Here is a 16,810-nt window from a genome sequence, read left to right on the forward strand (position 1 = left end):
ACGATGACCCTTGCCCCTCTTCCCGGCGCCATCCGCCACGACGAGACCGTTCCGGCGCGGGCGCCGTGGATGCACCGCATCGCCGCCGGCGAGACGCTGCGCATCATCGACCTTGAAGGCAATCAGGCGGTCGATTTCCTGATGTACGCCGCCGCTGACGACGCCGAACGCTATAGCGCACAGGACACGATCGCGACGCAGCGCAACCTGTTCCTGCGCACCGGCGCGGTGCTGCTGTCCAACGAGGGGCGGGCGATGATGACGATCGTCGCCAGCGACGTCGCCTATCACGATACGATCGGCGGCGCCTGTTCGTGCGAATCGAACACGTTGCGATACGGCCACCACACCAAGGCGCAGCATAGCTGCGTCGACAATTTCCTCGACGCCAACGTCCGCGCCGGGCGCGGCAAGCGCGACATGGTGTCGAACATCAACTTCTTCATGAACGTGCCGGTCGAGGCGGACGGAACGCTGGGGATCGTCGACGGCATCTCCGCGCCCGGCCTCAGCGTCGATCTGCGTGCCGAGATGGACGTGATCGTCGTCGTCTCGAACTGCCCGCAGATCAACAATCCCTGTAACGGCTTCAACCCCACGCCGGTGCGCATGCAGGTGATCGGCTGATGTTCACCAAGGTCCTGATCGCCAACCGCGGCGCGATCGCCTGCCGTATCATCCGCACGCTCAAGGCGATGGGCGTCGGCTCGGTCGCGGTGTTCAGCGACGCGGACGCGGGCTCGGCGCATGTCGCGCAGGCCGACGAGGCGGTCCGCATCGGCCCCGCGCCCGCCGCCGAAAGCTATCTCGACGTCGCCGCGATCCTCGCCGCGGCAGAGGCGACGGGCGCGCAGGCGATCCATCCCGGCTATGGCTTCCTCTCGGAGAACACCGCCTTCGCCGAGGCCTGCGCCGCGCGCGGGATCGTCTTCATCGGCCCGACTCCCGAGAATATCCGTGCCTTCGGGCTCAAGCACACCGCGCGCGACCTCGCCGCCGCGCACGGCGTCCCGCTCGCCCCCGGCACCGACCTGCTCAGCGACGAGGCCGCCGCGCTCGCCGCGGCGGAGCGGATCGGCTATCCGGTGATCCTCAAGGCCACCGCGGGTGGCGGCGGGATCGGCATGAAGGTCTGCACCGACGCCGCCGACGTGCGCGACGGCTTCGCCACCGTGGCGCGGCTCGGCGCGGGCAATTTCGGCGACGGCGGCGTCTTCCTCGAACGCTATGTCGCGCGCGCGCGCCATATCGAGGTGCAGGTGTTCGGCGACGGCGCAGGCCATGTCGTCGCGCTCGGCGAACGCGACTGTTCGCTCCAGCGCCGCAACCAGAAGGTGGTCGAGGAAACCCCCGCGCCGCTGCTGCCCGAGGCGACGCGCCGCGCGCTGATCGACGCGGCGGTGCGGCTCACCGCCGCCGCCGACTATCGCTCGGCCGGCACGGTGGAGTTCCTCTACGACGCGGAGCGCGACGATTTCTTCTTCCTCGAGGTCAACACCCGGCTTCAGGTCGAACATGGCGTCACCGAGCAGGTGACGGGCGTCGACCTGGTCGAATGGATGGTGCGCGGGGCGGCGGGCGATACCGGCTTCCTCGACGGCTTCGTGCCCACGCCGCAGGGCGCCTCGATCCAGGTCCGCCTCTATGCCGAGGACCCGGCGCAGGACTATCGGCCGAGTTCGGGCCGGCTCGTCGGCGTCGCCTTTCCGGAGGGGCCGCGCGTCGATCACTGGATCGCCGCCGGGACGGAGGTGTCCGCCTGGTACGATCCGATGCTCGCCAAGCTGATCGTCACCGCGCCGACCCGCGAGGCGGCGGTCGCCGCGATGCAGGAGGCGCTCGACCGGACGAGCATCGCCGGGATCGAGACCAACCTCGACTGGCTGCGCACCGTGGTGCGCTCCGACGTGTTCACCTCCGGCGCAGTATCGACGCGCGCGCTCGCCGACATCGCCTATACGCCGCGCACGATCCGCGTGCTGGCGGGCGGCGCCTCGACCACGGTGCAGGATCATCCGGGCCGGCTCCACCTGTGGCACGTCGGTGTGCCGCCCTCGGGGCCGATGGATTCGCTCGCCTTCCGCCTCGGCAACCGATTGATCGGCAATGACGAGGCGGCGGCGGGACTGGAGATCACCGCCGCGGGACCGACCCTGTTGTTCAACGCCGCGGCGCGCGTGTGCCTGACCGGCGCCGATTTTGGCGCGACGCTCGATGGCGTGCCGATCGGCTGCTACGCACCGGTCGACGTCGCCGCCGGGCAGACGCTCAGGATCGGCCGCGTCACCGGCGGCGGCATGCGCGGCTATATCGCGGTCGCCGGCGGGCTCGACGTGCCAATGTTCCTCGGCAGCCGCAGCGCCTTCACGCTCGGCGAGTTCGGCGGCCATGCCGGCCGCGCGGTGATGACCGGCGACACGCTGCATCTCGCGCGCACCGATCCGCCCGCCGCCCCCTCGGCGGCGCTGGCCGCCGCCGACCGGCCGGCGATCACCCGCGACTGGACGCTGCATGTGCTCTACGGCCCGCACGGCGCGCCCGACTTCTTCACCGCCGACGATATCGCGATGCTGCGCGCCACCGCGTGGAAGGTGCATTACAATTCCAACCGCACCGGCGTCCGCCTGCTCGGCCCCAAGCCGCAATGGGCGCGGCAGGACGGCGGCGAGGCGGGGCTGCATCCGTCCAACATCCACGACAATGCTTATGCGATCGGCGCGGTCGATTTCACCGGCGACATGCCGATCATCCTCGGGCCCGACGGCCCGTCGCTCGGCGGCTTCGTCTGCCCGTTCGTCGTCGCGCAGGCCGATCTGTGGAAGGTCGGGCAGCTCGCACCGGGCGACAGCGTCCGCTTCGTGCCGATCGACACCGCCGCCGCGGTGGCGGCGGAGCAGGCGCAGGACCGGCTGGTCGCCACGCTGGCGGCGCCCCCGGCGGATCGCGCCGGCGCGCCCGAAGAGGAAACGCTCGGCTCGCCGATCCTGCACGCGATTCCGGCGCAGGGCGTCCGGCCGGCGGTGACCTATCGCCAGCAGGGCGACCGCAACCTGCTCGTCGAATATGGCCCGATCGTCCTCGACCTCGAACTGCGGCTGCGCGTCCACGCGCTGATGCTCGAGATCGAGGCAATGGCGCTGCCGGGGATGATCGACGTGACGCCCGGCATCCGTTCGCTCCAGCTCCATTACGACAGCCGCCTGCTGTCGCAGCGGGACCTGATCGCCGCGCTGGTCGCCGCCGAGGAGCGGCTTGGCGGACTCGACGATTTCGAGATCCCGTCGCGCGTCGTCCACCTGCCGCTGTCGTGGCAGGATCCGGCGATCTATCAGACGATCGACAAGTACATGGAATCGGTGCGCGACGATGCGCCCTGGTGCCCGGACAACATCGAGTTCATCCGCCGCGTCAACGGGCTGGACAGCATTGAGGACGTACAGCGGATCGTCTTCGACGCCGACTATCTCGTCATGGGGCTGGGCGACGTCTATCTCGGCGCGCCGGTCGCGACGCCGATCGACCCGCGCCACCGCCTCGTCACCACCAAATACAATCCGGCGCGGACCTGGACGCCGCCCAACGTCGTCGGCATCGGCGGCGCCTACATGTGCATCTACGGCATGGAGGGGCCGGGCGGCTATCAGCTGTTCGGCCGCACCATCCAGGTGTGGAACGCGTGGCGGCAGACCGACGCCTTCCAGGACGGCAAGCCGTGGCTGCTGCGCTTCTTCGATCGCATCCGCTTCTTCCCGGTCAGCCATGACGAACTGACCGAATGGCGGCGCGACTTTCCGCTCGGCCGCCGCGCGATCCGGATCGAGGAGGAGGTGTTCCGCCTGTCCGACTATCGCGCCTTCCTTGCGGAGAATGACGCGTCGATCGCCGCCTTTCAGGCGCAGCGGCAGGCGGCGTTCGATACGGAGCGCGCCGCCTGGGAGCGGAGCGGCGAGTTCGATCGCGTCGCCGCGCTCACCGAGGAAGCCGACGCCGGCGCCGCCACCGCCGAGATCGCGATTCCGGAAGGCTGCGAGCTGGTCGAGGCGCCGTTCGGCGGCAGCCTGTGGAAGCTGCTCGTCGCCGACGGCGCCAGCGTCAGCGCCGGCGAGACGATCGCGGTGATCGAGGCGATGAAGATGGAATCACCGGTGGTCAGCCCGGTCACCGGCGTCGTCCGCGCGGTCTATGTGCAGGAGAGACAGTCGCTCGCTCCGGGCGGCGCGATGCTCGCGGTGGAGGTGGCATGAGCGACGGACGTATCCGGGCCGGCGCGATCGCCGCGGCGGTGACCGCGGGAGAAACCAATGCGGTCTCGGTCGCCCGCGACGCGCTGGCGCGGATCGAGGCCTATGCCGCGATCCAGCCCGCGGTGTGGATCACGCGGCTGGCGGAGGCGGACGTGCTGGCGCGCGCCGCGGCGGTCGATGCCCGGATCGCCGCCGGCGAGACGCTGCCGCTCGCCGGCGTGCCCTTCGCGATCAAGGACAATATCGACCTTGCCGGCGTGCCGACCACCGCCGCCTGTCCCGACTTCGCCTATCGGCCGGAGGCATCGGCCGAGGTGGTGGCGCGGCTGATCGCGGCGGGGGCGGTGCCGGTCGGCAAGACCAACCTCGACCAGTTCGCCACCGGGCTCAACGGCACGCGCAGCCCCTATGGCGCGCCCGCCTGCGTGTTCAACCGCGCCTATGTCAGCGGCGGGTCGAGCTCGGGGTCGGCGGTCGCGGTGGCGGCGGGGCTGGTCGCCTTCGCGCTCGGCACCGACACCGCGGGCTCCGGGCGCGTGCCGGCGGCGTTCAACGGGTTGGTGGGCATGAAGCCGACCAAGGGGCGGTGGAGCACGACCGGGCTCGTCCCCGCCTGTCGCACGCTCGACTGCATCACCGTCCTCACCCACGACATCGCCGATGCCCGCGCGGTCGATGCGGTGGTCGCCGGCTTCGATGCCGCCGATGCCTATTCCCGCCCGGTCGCGGATCGGCCGGTCGCCCTGCGCCGGATCGGCGTGCCGCGGCCCGACCAGCGCCTGTTCCTCGGCGACGCCGCGTCCGAACGCCTGTACGATCAGGCGCTGGCGACGCTCGCCGCGAGCGGTGCCGAAGTGGTCGAGATCGACATGGCGCCGCTGCGCGAGGCGGCGATGCTGCTCTACGGTGGGCCCTGGGTGGCGGAGCGCACCGCCGCCGCCCGGCCGCTGCTCGACGACCGGCCGGAGGCGATCGATCCGACCGTCCGCGCGATCATGGAACACGGGCGGACGGTCAGTGGCGTCGACGTGTTCGAGGGCCAGTATCGCCTCGCCGAACTCCAGCGCCACGCCGACGCGATGTGGCAGGACATCGACCTGCTCGCGCTGCCGACGACGCCGACCATCTACCGGATCGCCGAGATGCGCGCCGCGCCGATCGCGCTCAACAGCAACCTCGGCCTCTATACCAATTTCGTCAATCTGCTCGACATGGCGGCGCTCGCGCTGCCCGCCGGCTGGCGCGACAATCGCACCGGCTTCGGCATCACGCTGATCGCGCCCGCCTGGACCGACCGCGCGTTGCTCGACGCGGGGGACGCCTATCTCGCCGCCGCCGCGCCGCCACCGTCACCGCCCCTGACCACCGAGGACCCTATGGACATTGTAAAGCTCGCCGTCGTCGGCGCCCATCTCGACGGCATGCCGCTGCACTGGCAGCTGACCTCGCGCAATGCGCGCCTGGTGGCCGCGACCACCACCGCGCCGACCTACCGGCTCTACGCGATGGCCAACAGCACGCCGCCCAAGCCGGCGCTGGTCCATGCCGCCGACGGCGCGGCAATCGCGGTCGAGGTCTATGAACTCGACGTCGCCGCCTTCGGCAGCTTCGTCGTCGAGGTGCCGGCGCCGCTCGCGATCGGATCGGTGACGCTCGCCGACGGTTCGACGGTCAAGGGCTTCGTCGCCGAGCCGCGCGCGATCGAGGGCGCCGAGGACATCACCGCGCTCGGCGGCTGGCGCGCCTATATCGATGGTCTCGCCCGTCCGGGGGGATCATGATCGCGCCCACCGCCAGCGATCCGGCGATCCGCGCCGAACTCGAACGCGCCAAGGCGGCGAACGAGGCGAAGACGCGCTATCTCGCCGCGGTCAGCCACGAGATCCGCTCGCCGCTCAACGTCATCTACGGCTATGCCCAGTTGCTCGAACGCGATCCCGGCATCTCGGGCGCGGAGGCGGGGACGATCATCCGCCGCTCGGCCGAGCATGTCACCAACCTCGTCGAAGGGCTGCTGGAGATCTCGCGGATCGAAAGCGGCGTGATGACGATCCGCGCCGAGCCGATCGACATCCGCGCGCTGCTCCAGCAGGTCGTCGCCATGTTCCGGATGCAGGCGGCGGCCAAGGGCCTCGCGCTGACGCTCGAGATCGACGCGCGGCTGCCCGATCGGGTCAAGGCGGACGACAAGCGGCTGCGCCAGATCCTCATCAACCTCGTCTCCAACGCGATCAAATATACCGATGCCGGCAGCGTCGCGGTGCACGTCGGCTATCGCAGCCAGGTGGCGGACATCACCGTCCGCGATACCGGCATCGGCATCGCCGCGGAGGATCTCGACCGGGTGTTCGCGCCGTTCGATCGCGGCAGCTCGAGCGAGGCGCAGCGTCAGCCCGGGATCGGCCTCGGCCTCGCCATCACCCGCGTGCTGGCGAGCGTGCTGGGCGGCGACATCGCCGTGACCAGCACGCCCGGCGCAGGCAGCGCCTTCCGCTTCCGGGTGATGCTGCCGGCGGTCGATCGCGCCGTGCGCGGCGCCAACCCGGGCGGGGCGATCACCGGCTATCATGGCGCGCGCCGCACGGTGCTGGCGATCGACGACGATCCGGCGCAGCGCGCGATCCTGCACTCGCTGCTCGTCCCGCTCGGTTTCCGGGTCGAGACCGCGGCGAACGGCCCCGACGGCCTCGCGCTCGCCGCACGGATCGCGCCCAACATCGTCCTGCTCGACATCCAGATGCCGGGGATGACCGGCTGGCAGGTCGCCTCCCGGCTCCGCGCCGATCATGGCGGCGCATTGCGCATCGTGCTGGTGTCGGCCGATGCCCATGATCTCGGCGCGCCGCGCGAGGGGCGCGACAGCCACGACGCCTTCATGACCAAGCCGGTCGAACTCGATGCCCTGGTCACGTTGATCGGCAGCCAGCTCGACCTGCGCTGGGAGCAAGCGGACACGCCGGCGCCGGCGCCGGCGTCCGCCGACGATGCGATGCCGCGCGACGCCCTGCCGCCCGAAGCCGGGGCGCTGCTCGAACAGGCGCGCGCGCAGGCCGGGATCGGTCATGTCCGCGGCGTCGAGCGGGCGCTCGACGCGCTCGCGACGTCGGTTCCGGAAGCGGCGGGGCTCGTCGCCATCCTGCGCCGCCATTTGCAGGCGCTCGACCTGCGGTCTCTGGTACAGACGATCGACGATGCCGCATAGCGACCCCGCCGATCCCGTCCGGCCGGTGATCCTGGTCGTCGACGACACGCCCGAAGCGTTGCGCTTTCTCACCACCACGCTGGAGAGCGCCGGGATGACCGTGCTGATCGCGATCGACGGGCTCGCCGCACTCGACTCGCTCAAGACGGTCGTCCCCGACCTCATCCTGATGGACGCGGTGATGCCGCGGCTCGACGGGTTCGAGACGACGCGCCGGATCAAGGACCAGCCCGGCCTGCGCCACCTGCCGATCATCTTCATGACCGGGCTGACCGAGACCGAACATGTCGTGCGCGGGCTCAGCGTCGGCGGCGTCGATTTCGTCAGCAAGCCGATCGTCGTGGACGAGCTGCTCGCGCGCATCCGCGTCCACCTCGCCACCGCGCGCGTCGCCCATGGCAGCCAGCTCGCGCTCGACACCAGCGGTCGCCCGGCGCTGGCGGTGGATCGCGCCGGCACGCCGCAATGGCTCACCCCGGCGGCGAGCCTGATGCTCGAACGGCTGTTTCCCGGCTGGTCGTCCGCCGCCGGCGGTCTGCCCGATCCCGTGCGCGCGGCGCTGCGCGACCTCCAGGCGGCACCGCCCGCACCCGGCGCACGGATCGCCGTCGCCGCGGGGGAGCGGACGCTCGAAGCCACGTTGCTGCGCTGCACCGCCGCCGGCCAATGGGTCTTCCGCCTCGCCGAACGGCATGAAGGTGAGGAGCGCGCGATGCTCGCCGCGCAGCACGGCCTCACCGCGCGCGAGGCGGAGGTGCTGCTGTGGATCAGCCGCGGCAAGCAGAATCGCGAGATCAGCGACATCCTGCAGATCAGCCCGCGGACCGTGAACAAGCATCTCGAACAGATATTCGAGAAGATGGGGGTGGAGAATCGCGCGTCGGCGACGGCGATCGCGGTGACCACCCTGACCCGCTAGGAGGACGCCGCCGCATGACCTCTCCGTCACCGCGCGCCGCGACGATCCGCGCGCTGCTCGCCCGCGGCGAGACGGGCGCGGCCTTCGATGCCGCCACCCGCTGGCGGATCGAGGCGCCGCACGTCGCCGAGGCCTGGTTCCTCGCCGGCATCGCCGCGGCGCTGCTCGGCAAGGTGACGATCGCCATCGAGCTGGTCGAGGCGGCGACGGGGCGCGACGGGCAGGGGGAATATCACGCGCAGCTCGCCCGCCTCTACACGCTGGTACGCCGCGACGACGACGCCGCGCGCGCGCTGCGGGCGGCAGAGGCCGCGCCGCCGGGCGACGCGCTCGGCCGCGACACGATGGGCTGCGTCTATGCCCGGCTCGGCGACCATGCCGCCTCGCTGCCGCATTTCGACGCGGCGGTGCGGCTGGAGCCGGGGAACGTCGAGTTCCGCTACAATCAGGCCGCCGCGCTGAGCTTCGTCGGCCGGCAGGAGGCGGCGGAGCAGGCGGTGGAAGCGCTGATCGCGCGGTCGCCCGGCCATGCCCGCGCGCATCACCTGCTCGCCGGGCTGCGCCGGCAGACGCCGGAGCGCAACCATGTCGACCGGCTGACCGAAGCACGCCGCGCCGCGCGGGCGGGGCCGGACCGGCTGCTGCTCGGCTATGCGCTCGCCAAGGAGCTCGACGATCTCGGCGAGCCGATGGCGGCCTTCGCCGCGCTCGCCGAGGCCAATGCCGAGCATCGCGCCGCCTTGCCCTATCGCTTCGCCAGCGACGCCGCCAATTTCGATGCGGTCGAAGCGCATTGGCTGCGGCCCGCCGCCGCGCCGGCGAGTCCGGCGCCGGGCGCGCGGCCGATCTTCATCGTCGGCATGCCGCGGACCGGGACGACGTTGGTCGATCGCATCCTGTCGTCGCATCCCGAGGTCGAGAGCGCCGGCGAGCTGCAGGCGATGCCGCTGGCGGTCAAGCTGGCGAGCGGCACGCGCAGCCGCACCGTGCTCGATCCCGAGACGATCGCCGCGGCGGCGGCCGTCGATCCGGGTGCGATCGGTCGCGCTTACCTCGCCCGCGCCGCCGCGCATGTCGCCGGCGCAAAGCCGCGGTTCATCGACAAGTTTCCCGGCAATATGATGTACATCGGCCTGATCGCCCGCGCGTTGCCCGATGCCGCGATCGTCTGCCTGCGGCGCAATCCGATGGACACGATCCTCGCCAACTTCCGCAACCTGTTCGCGATCGGCTCGCGCTATTACGATTATAGCTACGATCTGCTCGACATCGCGGCTTACTATCATCGTTTCGACCGGCTGATGGCGCTGTGGCGCGAGGTGCTGCCGGGGCGGGTGCTCGAACTCGGCTATGAGGATCTGGTGGCAAACCAGGAGCAGGCGACGCGCCGGCTGCTCGCTCATTGCGGGCTCGACTGGCCGGACGCCTGCCTCTCGTTCCAGAGCAATGCCGCGCCGGTGTCGACGCCGAGCGCGGCGCAGGTCCGCCGGCCGCTCTACCGCGATGCGGTGGATCGCTGGCGCCGCCATGCCGAGGCGCTCGCGCCGGCCCGCGCTTTCCTCGCCGAACGCGGTATCGTTGTCGACTAGTCGCGTGCGCGCGCCAGCCGCGGCTACGTCATTTGCCCACCTGTGCTGCCGGTCGGCCGCCTTATCGTCTGCGCTGCGGCCGGCCCCGTGGCGCCGGCAGATCGGGCGGAACACGATGACGACGACCCTCTTGCGCTATGTGCAGCCGATGATGGTGGCGGCGGTGCTGTTCGGCTGGGCGGTCGCGCCCGCCGCGGTGACCGACAATCCCTGGTCGATCGTCGCCGCGACCTTGCTCAGCACCGCGGTGATCCAGGGCCTCGAATGGGTCAGCGAACGGCACCGCAGCTGGCGCCTCACCCGGCAGGAGTTCCTCACCGACCTGTTCTACCTGACGCTCAACTATACCGCGATCGCCTGGCTGTCGCGCACGCTCGCCGATGCGCCGCTCACCGCCGCCAAACATGCGCTCGGCATCACCACCGCCTGGGCGATGCACCTGCCGTTCGTGGTCCAAGTCGCGATGGTGATCGTGCTGATCGAATTCGGCCAATATTGGATGCACCGGCTGATGCACAATCAGGCGTTCTTCTGGTCGACGCACGCGCCGCATCATCATCTGACGCAGCTCAACGCGATGAAGGGGGCGGTGGGCAATCCGATCGAGCTGTTCCTGATCAGCCTCAGCGTGCTGGCGCTGTTCGACCTGCCGCTCGCCGCGGAGTTCTGCGCGCTCAACATCCTCGCAATCGTCTCCACCTTCGCGCACGCCAATACGCGCTGCGATCCGCCGCGCTGGTACGCCTATGTCTTCACGACGATCCGCAACCATAGCCTGCACCATTCGGTCGGCTATGAGGAGACGCGGTGCAATTACGGCAATTCGCTGATCCTGCTCGACCGCATCTTCGGCACCTATTGCGACGGCGAGGCGGAGGCGGTGGGGCAGGACGCGCGCCGGCGGCTGACGATCCGCGAGCAGTTCCTGTTCCCGGCGCAACCGCTGATCGCGCGGGCGCGCCGGCGCCGCGACGCCGCGGAGCAGACCGAAGCCGCGATCTGATCGCCATCGTTGACGGGGGACTATGTGCGCATGACAGCGAAGACGTGGGTGGCGGCAGTGATCTCCGCCTGCCTGATGATCGCGCCGGCGCTGGCCGCGACGCCGTCCGCGCGCGTGCTGACCGTGCCGGGCTTTGCCGATTTCCTCGCCGTCGACGGCAAGAGCGTCTGGGCGACCAACGTCGGCCGGGTTGAGCGCTGGTCGGTGCACGGCAAGCAGGCGGCGGTGGCGATGGCGCATCCGTGCGGCGCGATGACGATCGCTTATGGCTCGCTCTGGGTGGCGGATTGCAAGGCGCTGACGCTCAACCGCATCGATCCGAAGACCGCGACGATCACCGCGGTGATCGCCACCGGCATCGCCAATCCCAAGGGCGAACTCAACGTCGCCGCCGGGGCGGGTGCGATCTGGGTGGCGAGCGACGCGGCCGGCGTCATCGCGCGGATCGATCCCGCGACCAACGGCGTGACCGCTTCGATCCCGGTCAATCCGGACAGTTTCTATCTGGCGTTCGGGGAGGGCGCGTTATGGGCGGTGAGCGGCACCGGCCGCAGCCTGCAACGCATCAATCCCGCGACCAATACGGTCACCGCGACGGTTGCGCTGGGTCGTGAGCCGGGCTTCCTCGCGGTGGGCGAAGGCGCGGTCTGGGTGCAGGAACAGGGGGACGGCACCGTCGCGCGGATCGACCCCGCCGGCGCCACGGTGACCGGCCGGGTCAAGGTCGACGAGACGTTGAAATACGGCGATATCGATACCGGCGGCGGCAAGGTCTGGCTGCGCACCACCGCCGGCCAGACCTTCGTCGTCATCGATGCGCGGACGCTCGCGATCACTGCGCGGGTCGGCGCGGCGGCGGGCAGCGGCGCGTTGCGCTACACGCGGGCGGGCGTGTGGACGAGCGCGCACGACGCGCACACGCTGTCGTGGTGGAAGAGCCCCAAGTCGATCGGCCGCTGACCGCGGCGCGATCAGCGCGGCTTGGGATCGATGGGGTAGACGATGAAATCGGCGTGGCGATCGATCGCCGGCGGCGTCGCGGCGGCATTTACCGCCGCGTCGAGTTCCGCGATCGCCGTCGGCGGCAGCGCCAGACCATGTTCGGACGGATGCGTCGCGGCCTGCATCGGATAGTCGCGCCCCGGCGTCGTCGTCATCTCGATATGCGCGCCGAGCAGGGCGCGGATCGGATGCGTGCGGGCGAAGGCAGCGAGCCGGTCGGCGCTGGCGCGGAAGACGGCGAAACGGTCGCGCGGCACGTAGAGGCGGCCCGGATAGAGCATGTCGCCCGAGAAGAGCAGCCGCGTGCGCGCGTCGTAGACCATGATATGCGCGGGTTCGTGCCCCGGCGTCGGCAGGATCGCGAGCGGGCGGCCGCCGAGGTCGTAATGACCGATCGTCCGGGGCCAGTCGCGAACCGCGAAGACGGCGGCGACCTGTTCGGGGGCGAGGCCGACGATCTGCGTATCCGGGCGGTCGCGGAATTCGTCGTCGCCGGCGTGATGATCGCCATGACCGTGCGAATGCGCGACGATCAGGCGGATCGGCCGGTCGCCATGGCGCCGGCGCCAGTCGGCGATCAGTCGGTCGACGACGGGCCGGATGCGCAATCCGCCGGCACCGCTGTCGATCAGCAACGCGCGGTCGCGTCCGAACAGGAGGTAGAGGAACGGCGCCTCGAAATTGGTGCGCACCGACTGGCGGATGACGACGGTGTCGGCGTCGATGCGCTGCACCTGCGTTTCGGGCTCGCCCGGCGTGGTGCCGTCGATCCAGGGCGCGAATGACGGCCCGCCGGGCGCCGCCGCGCCGAGCGTCAGCCACGCCGCAGTGGCGAGCATGAGCGCCCGACGGACCGAAGGCCCGACCGGTCTGCTAAACAAGGCTGACGAAGGCATCATCCCGTCAGCCTAGGCGGAGCGATCCGCGCGGCCATGGGGCGTTTGACGGAGCCGGGATGCGGCTCCGTCGACCCCTCAGCGCATCGCCAGCTGCGTGCCGTGCGCCTCGCCGCGCGCCGCGGTCGCGGCGGCGATGCGGGTGCGGATGTCGGCGATCACGTCGGCACGGCATTCGCGCGCCTGCGCACCGAGGGCGAGATGGACGCTGCTCAGCTTCTCGCCGCAGACCGTGCTGGCGACCTGATCCATCCGGATCGCCAGCCGCTGCTGGCCGTCGACGGTGGTCAGATCGAGCCCGCGCAGGTTGAGCACGGCGCTGTCGGCCGAGAAGGGGTTGCCGCCGGGTGCGGCGAGGGCCGGCGTGGCCGCCAGAACAGCGGCGAGCGCCGCGACACCGAGTTTCATCATCATCTCCTGCATTCGGGCCTGTCGCTCTTCCGGCAACACGGTCGCATGAATGTAGGAGTGATGGTGCCCGTCGACAAGCACCCGGCCGCCGCCACCGCGGCGCGGATCAGTGGGCGGCGATGACCAGCGAGGCGAGCTCCAGCCGGCCGCCGAGCGATCCGGGCGGCAGGGCCACGCTCGCGGTGCGCGCCTGATCGTCGTCGCCGTCGGCAAAGGTGATCGACACCGCATAATGGCGCGTGATCGGCCAGCTCCGGGCGGTCGCCAGCGGCACGACGATCCGCCAGCGGCGTCCACCCTCGACGGCGAGCGCCCGCCCGCCGATCCGCACCGGGGTGGCGGCATCGGCGCGCTCCCCTGACAGGCGCAGGCAGGTCTCGGTGCCGCAATGCACCAGCGTCGCACGCGGCGCTGCCGCCGCGGCAGAGGGCAGGGCAGCGACGGTCGCCGCCAGCAGGAAGAGCCGGATCGCCATGGGTCCTGGCTAGCGCGACACGCGGCACGGCGGCATCCGCCGTTTGACGTAGGCGGTGCGGACGATCGGCCGGTTACGTCAAACGCCCCATGTCGGTTCGCCGCCAATATCCACACTCTGCTGCACACGCGAACGGCCCGATCGGGACGCCGGCACCGACCGGCAATGCCTCGGCGGCCGTTGGTTTTGTGACAAGGGGGCGTTGATGGCAGTAGGTTTTTCCCGCGCAGGCTTGATGGGCGCGACCGCGCTGATGAGCATCCTCAGCGCGCCGGCGCTGGCGCAGGAGGCGCCGGCGAATGCTGCGGGGGCGGCGGACCCGTCGATCGTCTCGGACGCGAACGACATCGTCGTCACCGGCAGCCGGCGGCGGACGACGTTGCAGGACGCGCCGATCAACATCAGCGCCGTCTCCGCCGAGACGATCCAGACGCAGCGGCTCGACGACATCCGCTCGCTCGCCTCCTTCACGCCGGGCGTCACCGTCGCCGACACCGGCCCGGGCTCGACCGGCGCGATCATCCTGCGCGGCATCGCCTCGGGCGACACCAGCGTGGGCGGCGCAGACAGCGGCAATGCGGTCGGCGTCTATCTGGGCGAAGTGCCACTCTACCTCGACTTCAAGCTGATCGACGTCGCGCGCGTCGAGGTGCTGCAGGGGCCGCAGGGTACGCTCTACGGTCTCGGCACGCTCGCCGGTGCGGTGCGCTACATCCCCAACCGTCCGGAGACCGACCGGATCACGATCGACGCGCACGGCCGCGGCTATGCCCAGTCGCATTCGGGGGATTTCGGCGCGCTCGGCGACGTCGCGATCAACCTGCCGATCGTCAAGGACCACATCGCCTTCCGCACCTCGACCGGATATTACGACAATGCCGGCTTCATCGATTACAATTACCTGCTTCAGCAGCCCGGCGTGTCGGACCCGCAGCCGGGCCGCGCGGCGACCGGCGCGGCCGCATCGCTGGGCAGCAACGCCGATTACGGCGCCAACTTCACGCGCAGGCGCGACGTCAATTACGAACACACCTTCACCACGCGCAACCAGTTGCTGCTCGAGGTCAATCCCGACATCAAGGCGTATCTCACCTACGCGCATCAGACGACCAAGACCGGCGGCCGTCAGGCGAATGGCGCGGGCGTGCTCGGCACCGGCGATTACGAAGGCCCGTGGCGCTATCTGGAACCGGTCGACCGCCGGGCCGACCTGTTCTCCGCCGAATTCAACATCAACCTCGGCCGGATCGCGCAGCTGGTCAGCACCACCGCCTATACCAAGCAGCATATCACCAGCACCGACGACAATACCGATCTGCTGCTCGACCTCGATTACGGCTATGAGGCGTTCCCGCAATTCTCCTCCTATGCCAACAATGAACAGCGCTACCGGCAGTTCAACCAGGAGGTTCGGATCGTCTCCGCGCATGGCGGGCCGTTCAACTGGGTGATCGGCGGCTTCTACAACCGGCTCAAGTTCGGCAGCACGCGCAACGAATATACGCCCGGCTTCGCCGCCTTCGCCGGCATCAACCGGCCCGACGACCTCGAATATATCTCGCTGGTCAACAGCAAGACGACCGAGAAGGCCGCCTATGGCGAAGGCACGCTGCACCTGACCCAGGCGTGGCAGGTCACCGGCGGCATCCGCTATTTCAAATATGACGCGAGCGTCGAGGGCGGATCGGACACGCCGCTGTTCGGCGGCGGCCTGACGCGCATGCCCTATCCGTCGACCACGATCGCCGCGAGCCGCATCCGCACCGGCGATACCGCCAAGGACGGCGTGGTGTGGAAGGGCAATACCTCGTACAAGTTCAGCGAGAACCTGCTCGCCTATTTCACCTATTCGACCGGTTATCGCGTCGGCGGCGTCAACCGCGTCGTCCCCTGCATCCAGCCGCTGCCCGCCGGCCAGAACCTCTGCGCGCTGCCCAATGAATTGGTCTACGGCCCGGACCGCACGCGCAACAAGGAAGTCGGCGTCCGCGCCAGCCTGTTCGACAAGAGGCTGCAATTCACCGTCGACGGCTATGAGATCAACTGGACCGGCGTGCAGGTGCCGAGCCAGACGGTCAACGGCGCGATCGGCATCACCGTCAACGGCGCCGACGCCGTGTCGCGCGGCTTCGACGTCCAGACGACGGTGCGGCCGGTGCGCAACCTGTCGCTGACCGGCACCTATTCCTATGTCGACGCGCATCTGACGCAGGATGTCGCTGGCCTCGTCGTCAGCCAGGGGGTGCGCTACGACGCCTTCGCCGGCGATCGCCTGCCCGGATCGGCGAAGAACAGCGGCAGCCTGCAGATCAATTACACCTATCCGCTCGGCGACGGCCGCCGGATCGAGGCGAATTGGGCGTCCGTCTATCGCGGCGGCATCTATTCGCGCGTCGGCCTGCGCGGCAACGGCGAACGCATCCCCAGCTATGTGACGCACGGCGCGTCGTTGAACTACGTCACGTCGCAATATGAGTTCGGCCTGTTCGCCGACAATATCTTCGACAAATATGCGGTGACCGCGATCAGCAACGACATATCGTCGTACAATCAGGTGCGCACCGATGTCGTCGAGCGCTATTACGCGCGCGGGGTGCTGACGCCGCGGCGCGTCGGCGTCGAATTCCGCCTTCATTATTGATCCGCCGCTCGACGGGTGCCGTCCGCCCCGCGGGCGGCGGCATCCCGCAGACCCGCGACACAGCCAAGACCAGGACCCCATGACCCGATTGATCGTCACGACGCGCGAGGGTGACACCCGCGCCCTTGAAACCGCGCCCGGCCTCTCCGTGATGGAGGTGATCCGCGAGGCGGGGATCGACGAACTGCTCGCGCTGTGCGGCGGTTGTCTGTCCTGCGCCACCTGCCACGTCATCGTCGACCCCGCCGACGCCGCGCGTCTCGCCCCCGCGAGCAGCGAGGAAGAGGATCTGCTCGACGGTCTGGACGACCGCGCACCGACATCGCGGCTCGCCTGCCAGATCCCCTTCGACGCCCGGCTCGACGGCCTGCGGGTGACGATCGGGGCGGAGGCCTGACCGGCTGACCGCGGTCGGACCCGTCGCAGCG

Annotated in this window: 13 protein-coding genes; 10 read left to right on the plus strand and 3 right to left on the minus strand. The window is 70.1% G+C overall.

Translation table 11 applies throughout. From position 1 onward, the window contains the following. Nucleotides 1-3: 3 nt before the first annotated feature. The 8 genes from V8201_RS15525 (at nt 4) to V8201_RS15560 (ending at nt 11,917) form a co-directional block, all read left to right on the plus strand. A complete protein-coding gene (locus V8201_RS15525; RefSeq protein WP_373276492.1) occupies nt 4-627 on the plus strand; it encodes an urea amidolyase associated protein UAAP2 in 624 nt (207 codons plus the stop codon). Then, a complete protein-coding gene (gene uca / locus V8201_RS15530) occupies nt 627-4,244 on the plus strand; it encodes an urea carboxylase (RefSeq protein WP_336545858.1) in 3,618 nt (1,205 codons plus the stop codon). Before V8201_RS15525 ends, uca begins: the two co-directional genes overlap by 1 nt. Beyond that, nucleotides 4,241-6,025, plus strand: coding sequence for an allophanate hydrolase (gene atzF / locus V8201_RS15535; RefSeq protein WP_336545859.1), 1,785 nt, complete (start codon nt 4,241-4,243; stop codon nt 6,023-6,025). Before uca ends, atzF begins: the two co-directional genes overlap by 4 nt. Further along, nucleotides 6,022-7,446, plus strand: coding sequence for a hybrid sensor histidine kinase/response regulator (locus V8201_RS15540; protein WP_336545860.1), 1,425 nt, complete (start codon nt 6,022-6,024; stop codon nt 7,444-7,446). The genes atzF and V8201_RS15540 overlap by 4 nt, the downstream gene beginning before the upstream one ends. After that, the gene (locus tag V8201_RS15545) at nt 7,436-8,365 is read left to right on the plus strand and encodes a response regulator (RefSeq protein WP_336545861.1); all 930 of its coding nucleotides are present in this window, start codon (nt 7,436-7,438) and stop codon (nt 8,363-8,365) included. The genes V8201_RS15540 and V8201_RS15545 overlap by 11 nt, the downstream gene beginning before the upstream one ends. A 14-nt stretch (nt 8,366-8,379) precedes the next feature. Further along, nucleotides 8,380-9,954: a tetratricopeptide repeat-containing sulfotransferase family protein gene (locus V8201_RS15550; protein ID WP_336545862.1), complete on the plus strand. Its 1,575-nt coding sequence runs from the start codon at nt 8,380-8,382 to the stop codon at nt 9,952-9,954. Nucleotides 9,955-10,069: 115 nt separating this feature from the next. Then, on the plus strand, nt 10,070-10,957 hold the full coding sequence (locus V8201_RS15555; RefSeq protein ID WP_336545863.1) for a sterol desaturase family protein: 888 nt from the start codon (nt 10,070-10,072) through the stop codon (nt 10,955-10,957). 30 nt (nt 10,958-10,987) lie between these two features. Beyond that, entirely contained in the window at nt 10,988-11,917 is a 930-nt protein-coding gene (locus V8201_RS15560; RefSeq protein WP_373276493.1) for a Vgb family protein, read from the plus strand. Nucleotides 11,918-11,928: 11 nt separating this feature from the next. Here V8201_RS15560 and V8201_RS15565 read toward each other — a convergent pair whose 3' ends face one another. The 3 genes from V8201_RS15565 to V8201_RS15575 form a co-directional block, all read right to left on the minus strand. Next, nucleotides 11,929-12,798, minus strand: a complete 870-nt coding sequence (locus V8201_RS15565; RefSeq protein WP_336545864.1) for an MBL fold metallo-hydrolase — start codon at nt 12,796-12,798, stop codon at nt 11,929-11,931. Nucleotides 12,799-12,933: 135 nt separating this feature from the next. Further along, a complete protein-coding gene (locus V8201_RS15570; protein WP_200870339.1) occupies nt 12,934-13,263 on the minus strand; it encodes a UrcA family protein in 330 nt (109 codons plus the stop codon). A 109-nt stretch (nt 13,264-13,372) separates the two neighbouring features. After that, the gene (locus V8201_RS15575) at nt 13,373-13,741 is read right to left on the minus strand and encodes a hypothetical protein (protein WP_336545865.1); all 369 of its coding nucleotides are present in this window, start codon (nt 13,739-13,741) and stop codon (nt 13,373-13,375) included. 205 nt (nt 13,742-13,946) lie between these two features. Between V8201_RS15575 and V8201_RS15580 the strand changes: the two genes are divergently transcribed. Both V8201_RS15580 and V8201_RS15585 read left to right on the plus strand, forming a co-directional pair. After that, entirely contained in the window at nt 13,947-16,382 is a 2,436-nt protein-coding gene (locus V8201_RS15580; protein ID WP_336545866.1) for a TonB-dependent receptor, read from the plus strand. A gap of 79 nt (nt 16,383-16,461) precedes the next feature. Continuing rightward, nucleotides 16,462-16,779, plus strand: coding sequence for a 2Fe-2S iron-sulfur cluster-binding protein (locus V8201_RS15585; RefSeq protein ID WP_271299999.1), 318 nt, complete (start codon nt 16,462-16,464; stop codon nt 16,777-16,779). Nucleotides 16,780-16,810 lie beyond the last annotated feature (31 nt).

This window comes from Sphingomonas kyungheensis (assembly GCF_037120395.1).
Classification (GTDB): Bacteria; Pseudomonadota; Alphaproteobacteria; order Sphingomonadales; family Sphingomonadaceae; genus Sphingomonas; species Sphingomonas kyungheensis.

Excerpts from the sequence above, each read along its gene's own strand:
- V8201_RS15525 (WP_373276492.1), top strand. The coding sequence starts at position 4 with ATGACCCTTGCCCCTCTTCCCGGCGCCATCCGCCACGACGAGACCGTT.
- uca (WP_336545858.1), top strand. The coding sequence starts at position 627 with ATGTTCACCAAGGTCCTGATCGCCAACCGCGGCGCGATCGCCTGCCGT.
- atzF (WP_336545859.1), top strand. The coding sequence starts at position 4,241 with ATGAGCGACGGACGTATCCGGGCCGGCGCGATCGCCGCGGCGGTGACC.
- V8201_RS15540 (WP_336545860.1), top strand. The coding sequence starts at position 6,022 with ATGATCGCGCCCACCGCCAGCGATCCGGCGATCCGCGCCGAACTCGAA.
- V8201_RS15545 (WP_336545861.1), top strand. The coding sequence starts at position 7,436 with ATGCCGCATAGCGACCCCGCCGATCCCGTCCGGCCGGTGATCCTGGTC.
- V8201_RS15550 (WP_336545862.1), top strand. The coding sequence starts at position 8,380 with ATGACCTCTCCGTCACCGCGCGCCGCGACGATCCGCGCGCTGCTCGCC.
- V8201_RS15555 (WP_336545863.1), top strand. The coding sequence starts at position 10,070 with ATGACGACGACCCTCTTGCGCTATGTGCAGCCGATGATGGTGGCGGCG.
- V8201_RS15560 (WP_373276493.1), top strand. The coding sequence starts at position 10,988 with ATGACAGCGAAGACGTGGGTGGCGGCAGTGATCTCCGCCTGCCTGATG.
- V8201_RS15565 (WP_336545864.1), bottom strand. The coding sequence starts at position 12,798 with ATGCTCGCCACTGCGGCGTGGCTGACGCTCGGCGCGGCGGCGCCCGGC.
- V8201_RS15570 (WP_200870339.1), bottom strand. The coding sequence starts at position 13,263 with ATGAAACTCGGTGTCGCGGCGCTCGCCGCTGTTCTGGCGGCCACGCCG.
- V8201_RS15575 (WP_336545865.1), bottom strand. The coding sequence starts at position 13,741 with ATGGCGATCCGGCTCTTCCTGCTGGCGGCGACCGTCGCTGCCCTGCCC.
- V8201_RS15580 (WP_336545866.1), top strand. The coding sequence starts at position 13,947 with ATGGCAGTAGGTTTTTCCCGCGCAGGCTTGATGGGCGCGACCGCGCTG.
- V8201_RS15585 (WP_271299999.1), top strand. The coding sequence starts at position 16,462 with ATGACCCGATTGATCGTCACGACGCGCGAGGGTGACACCCGCGCCCTT.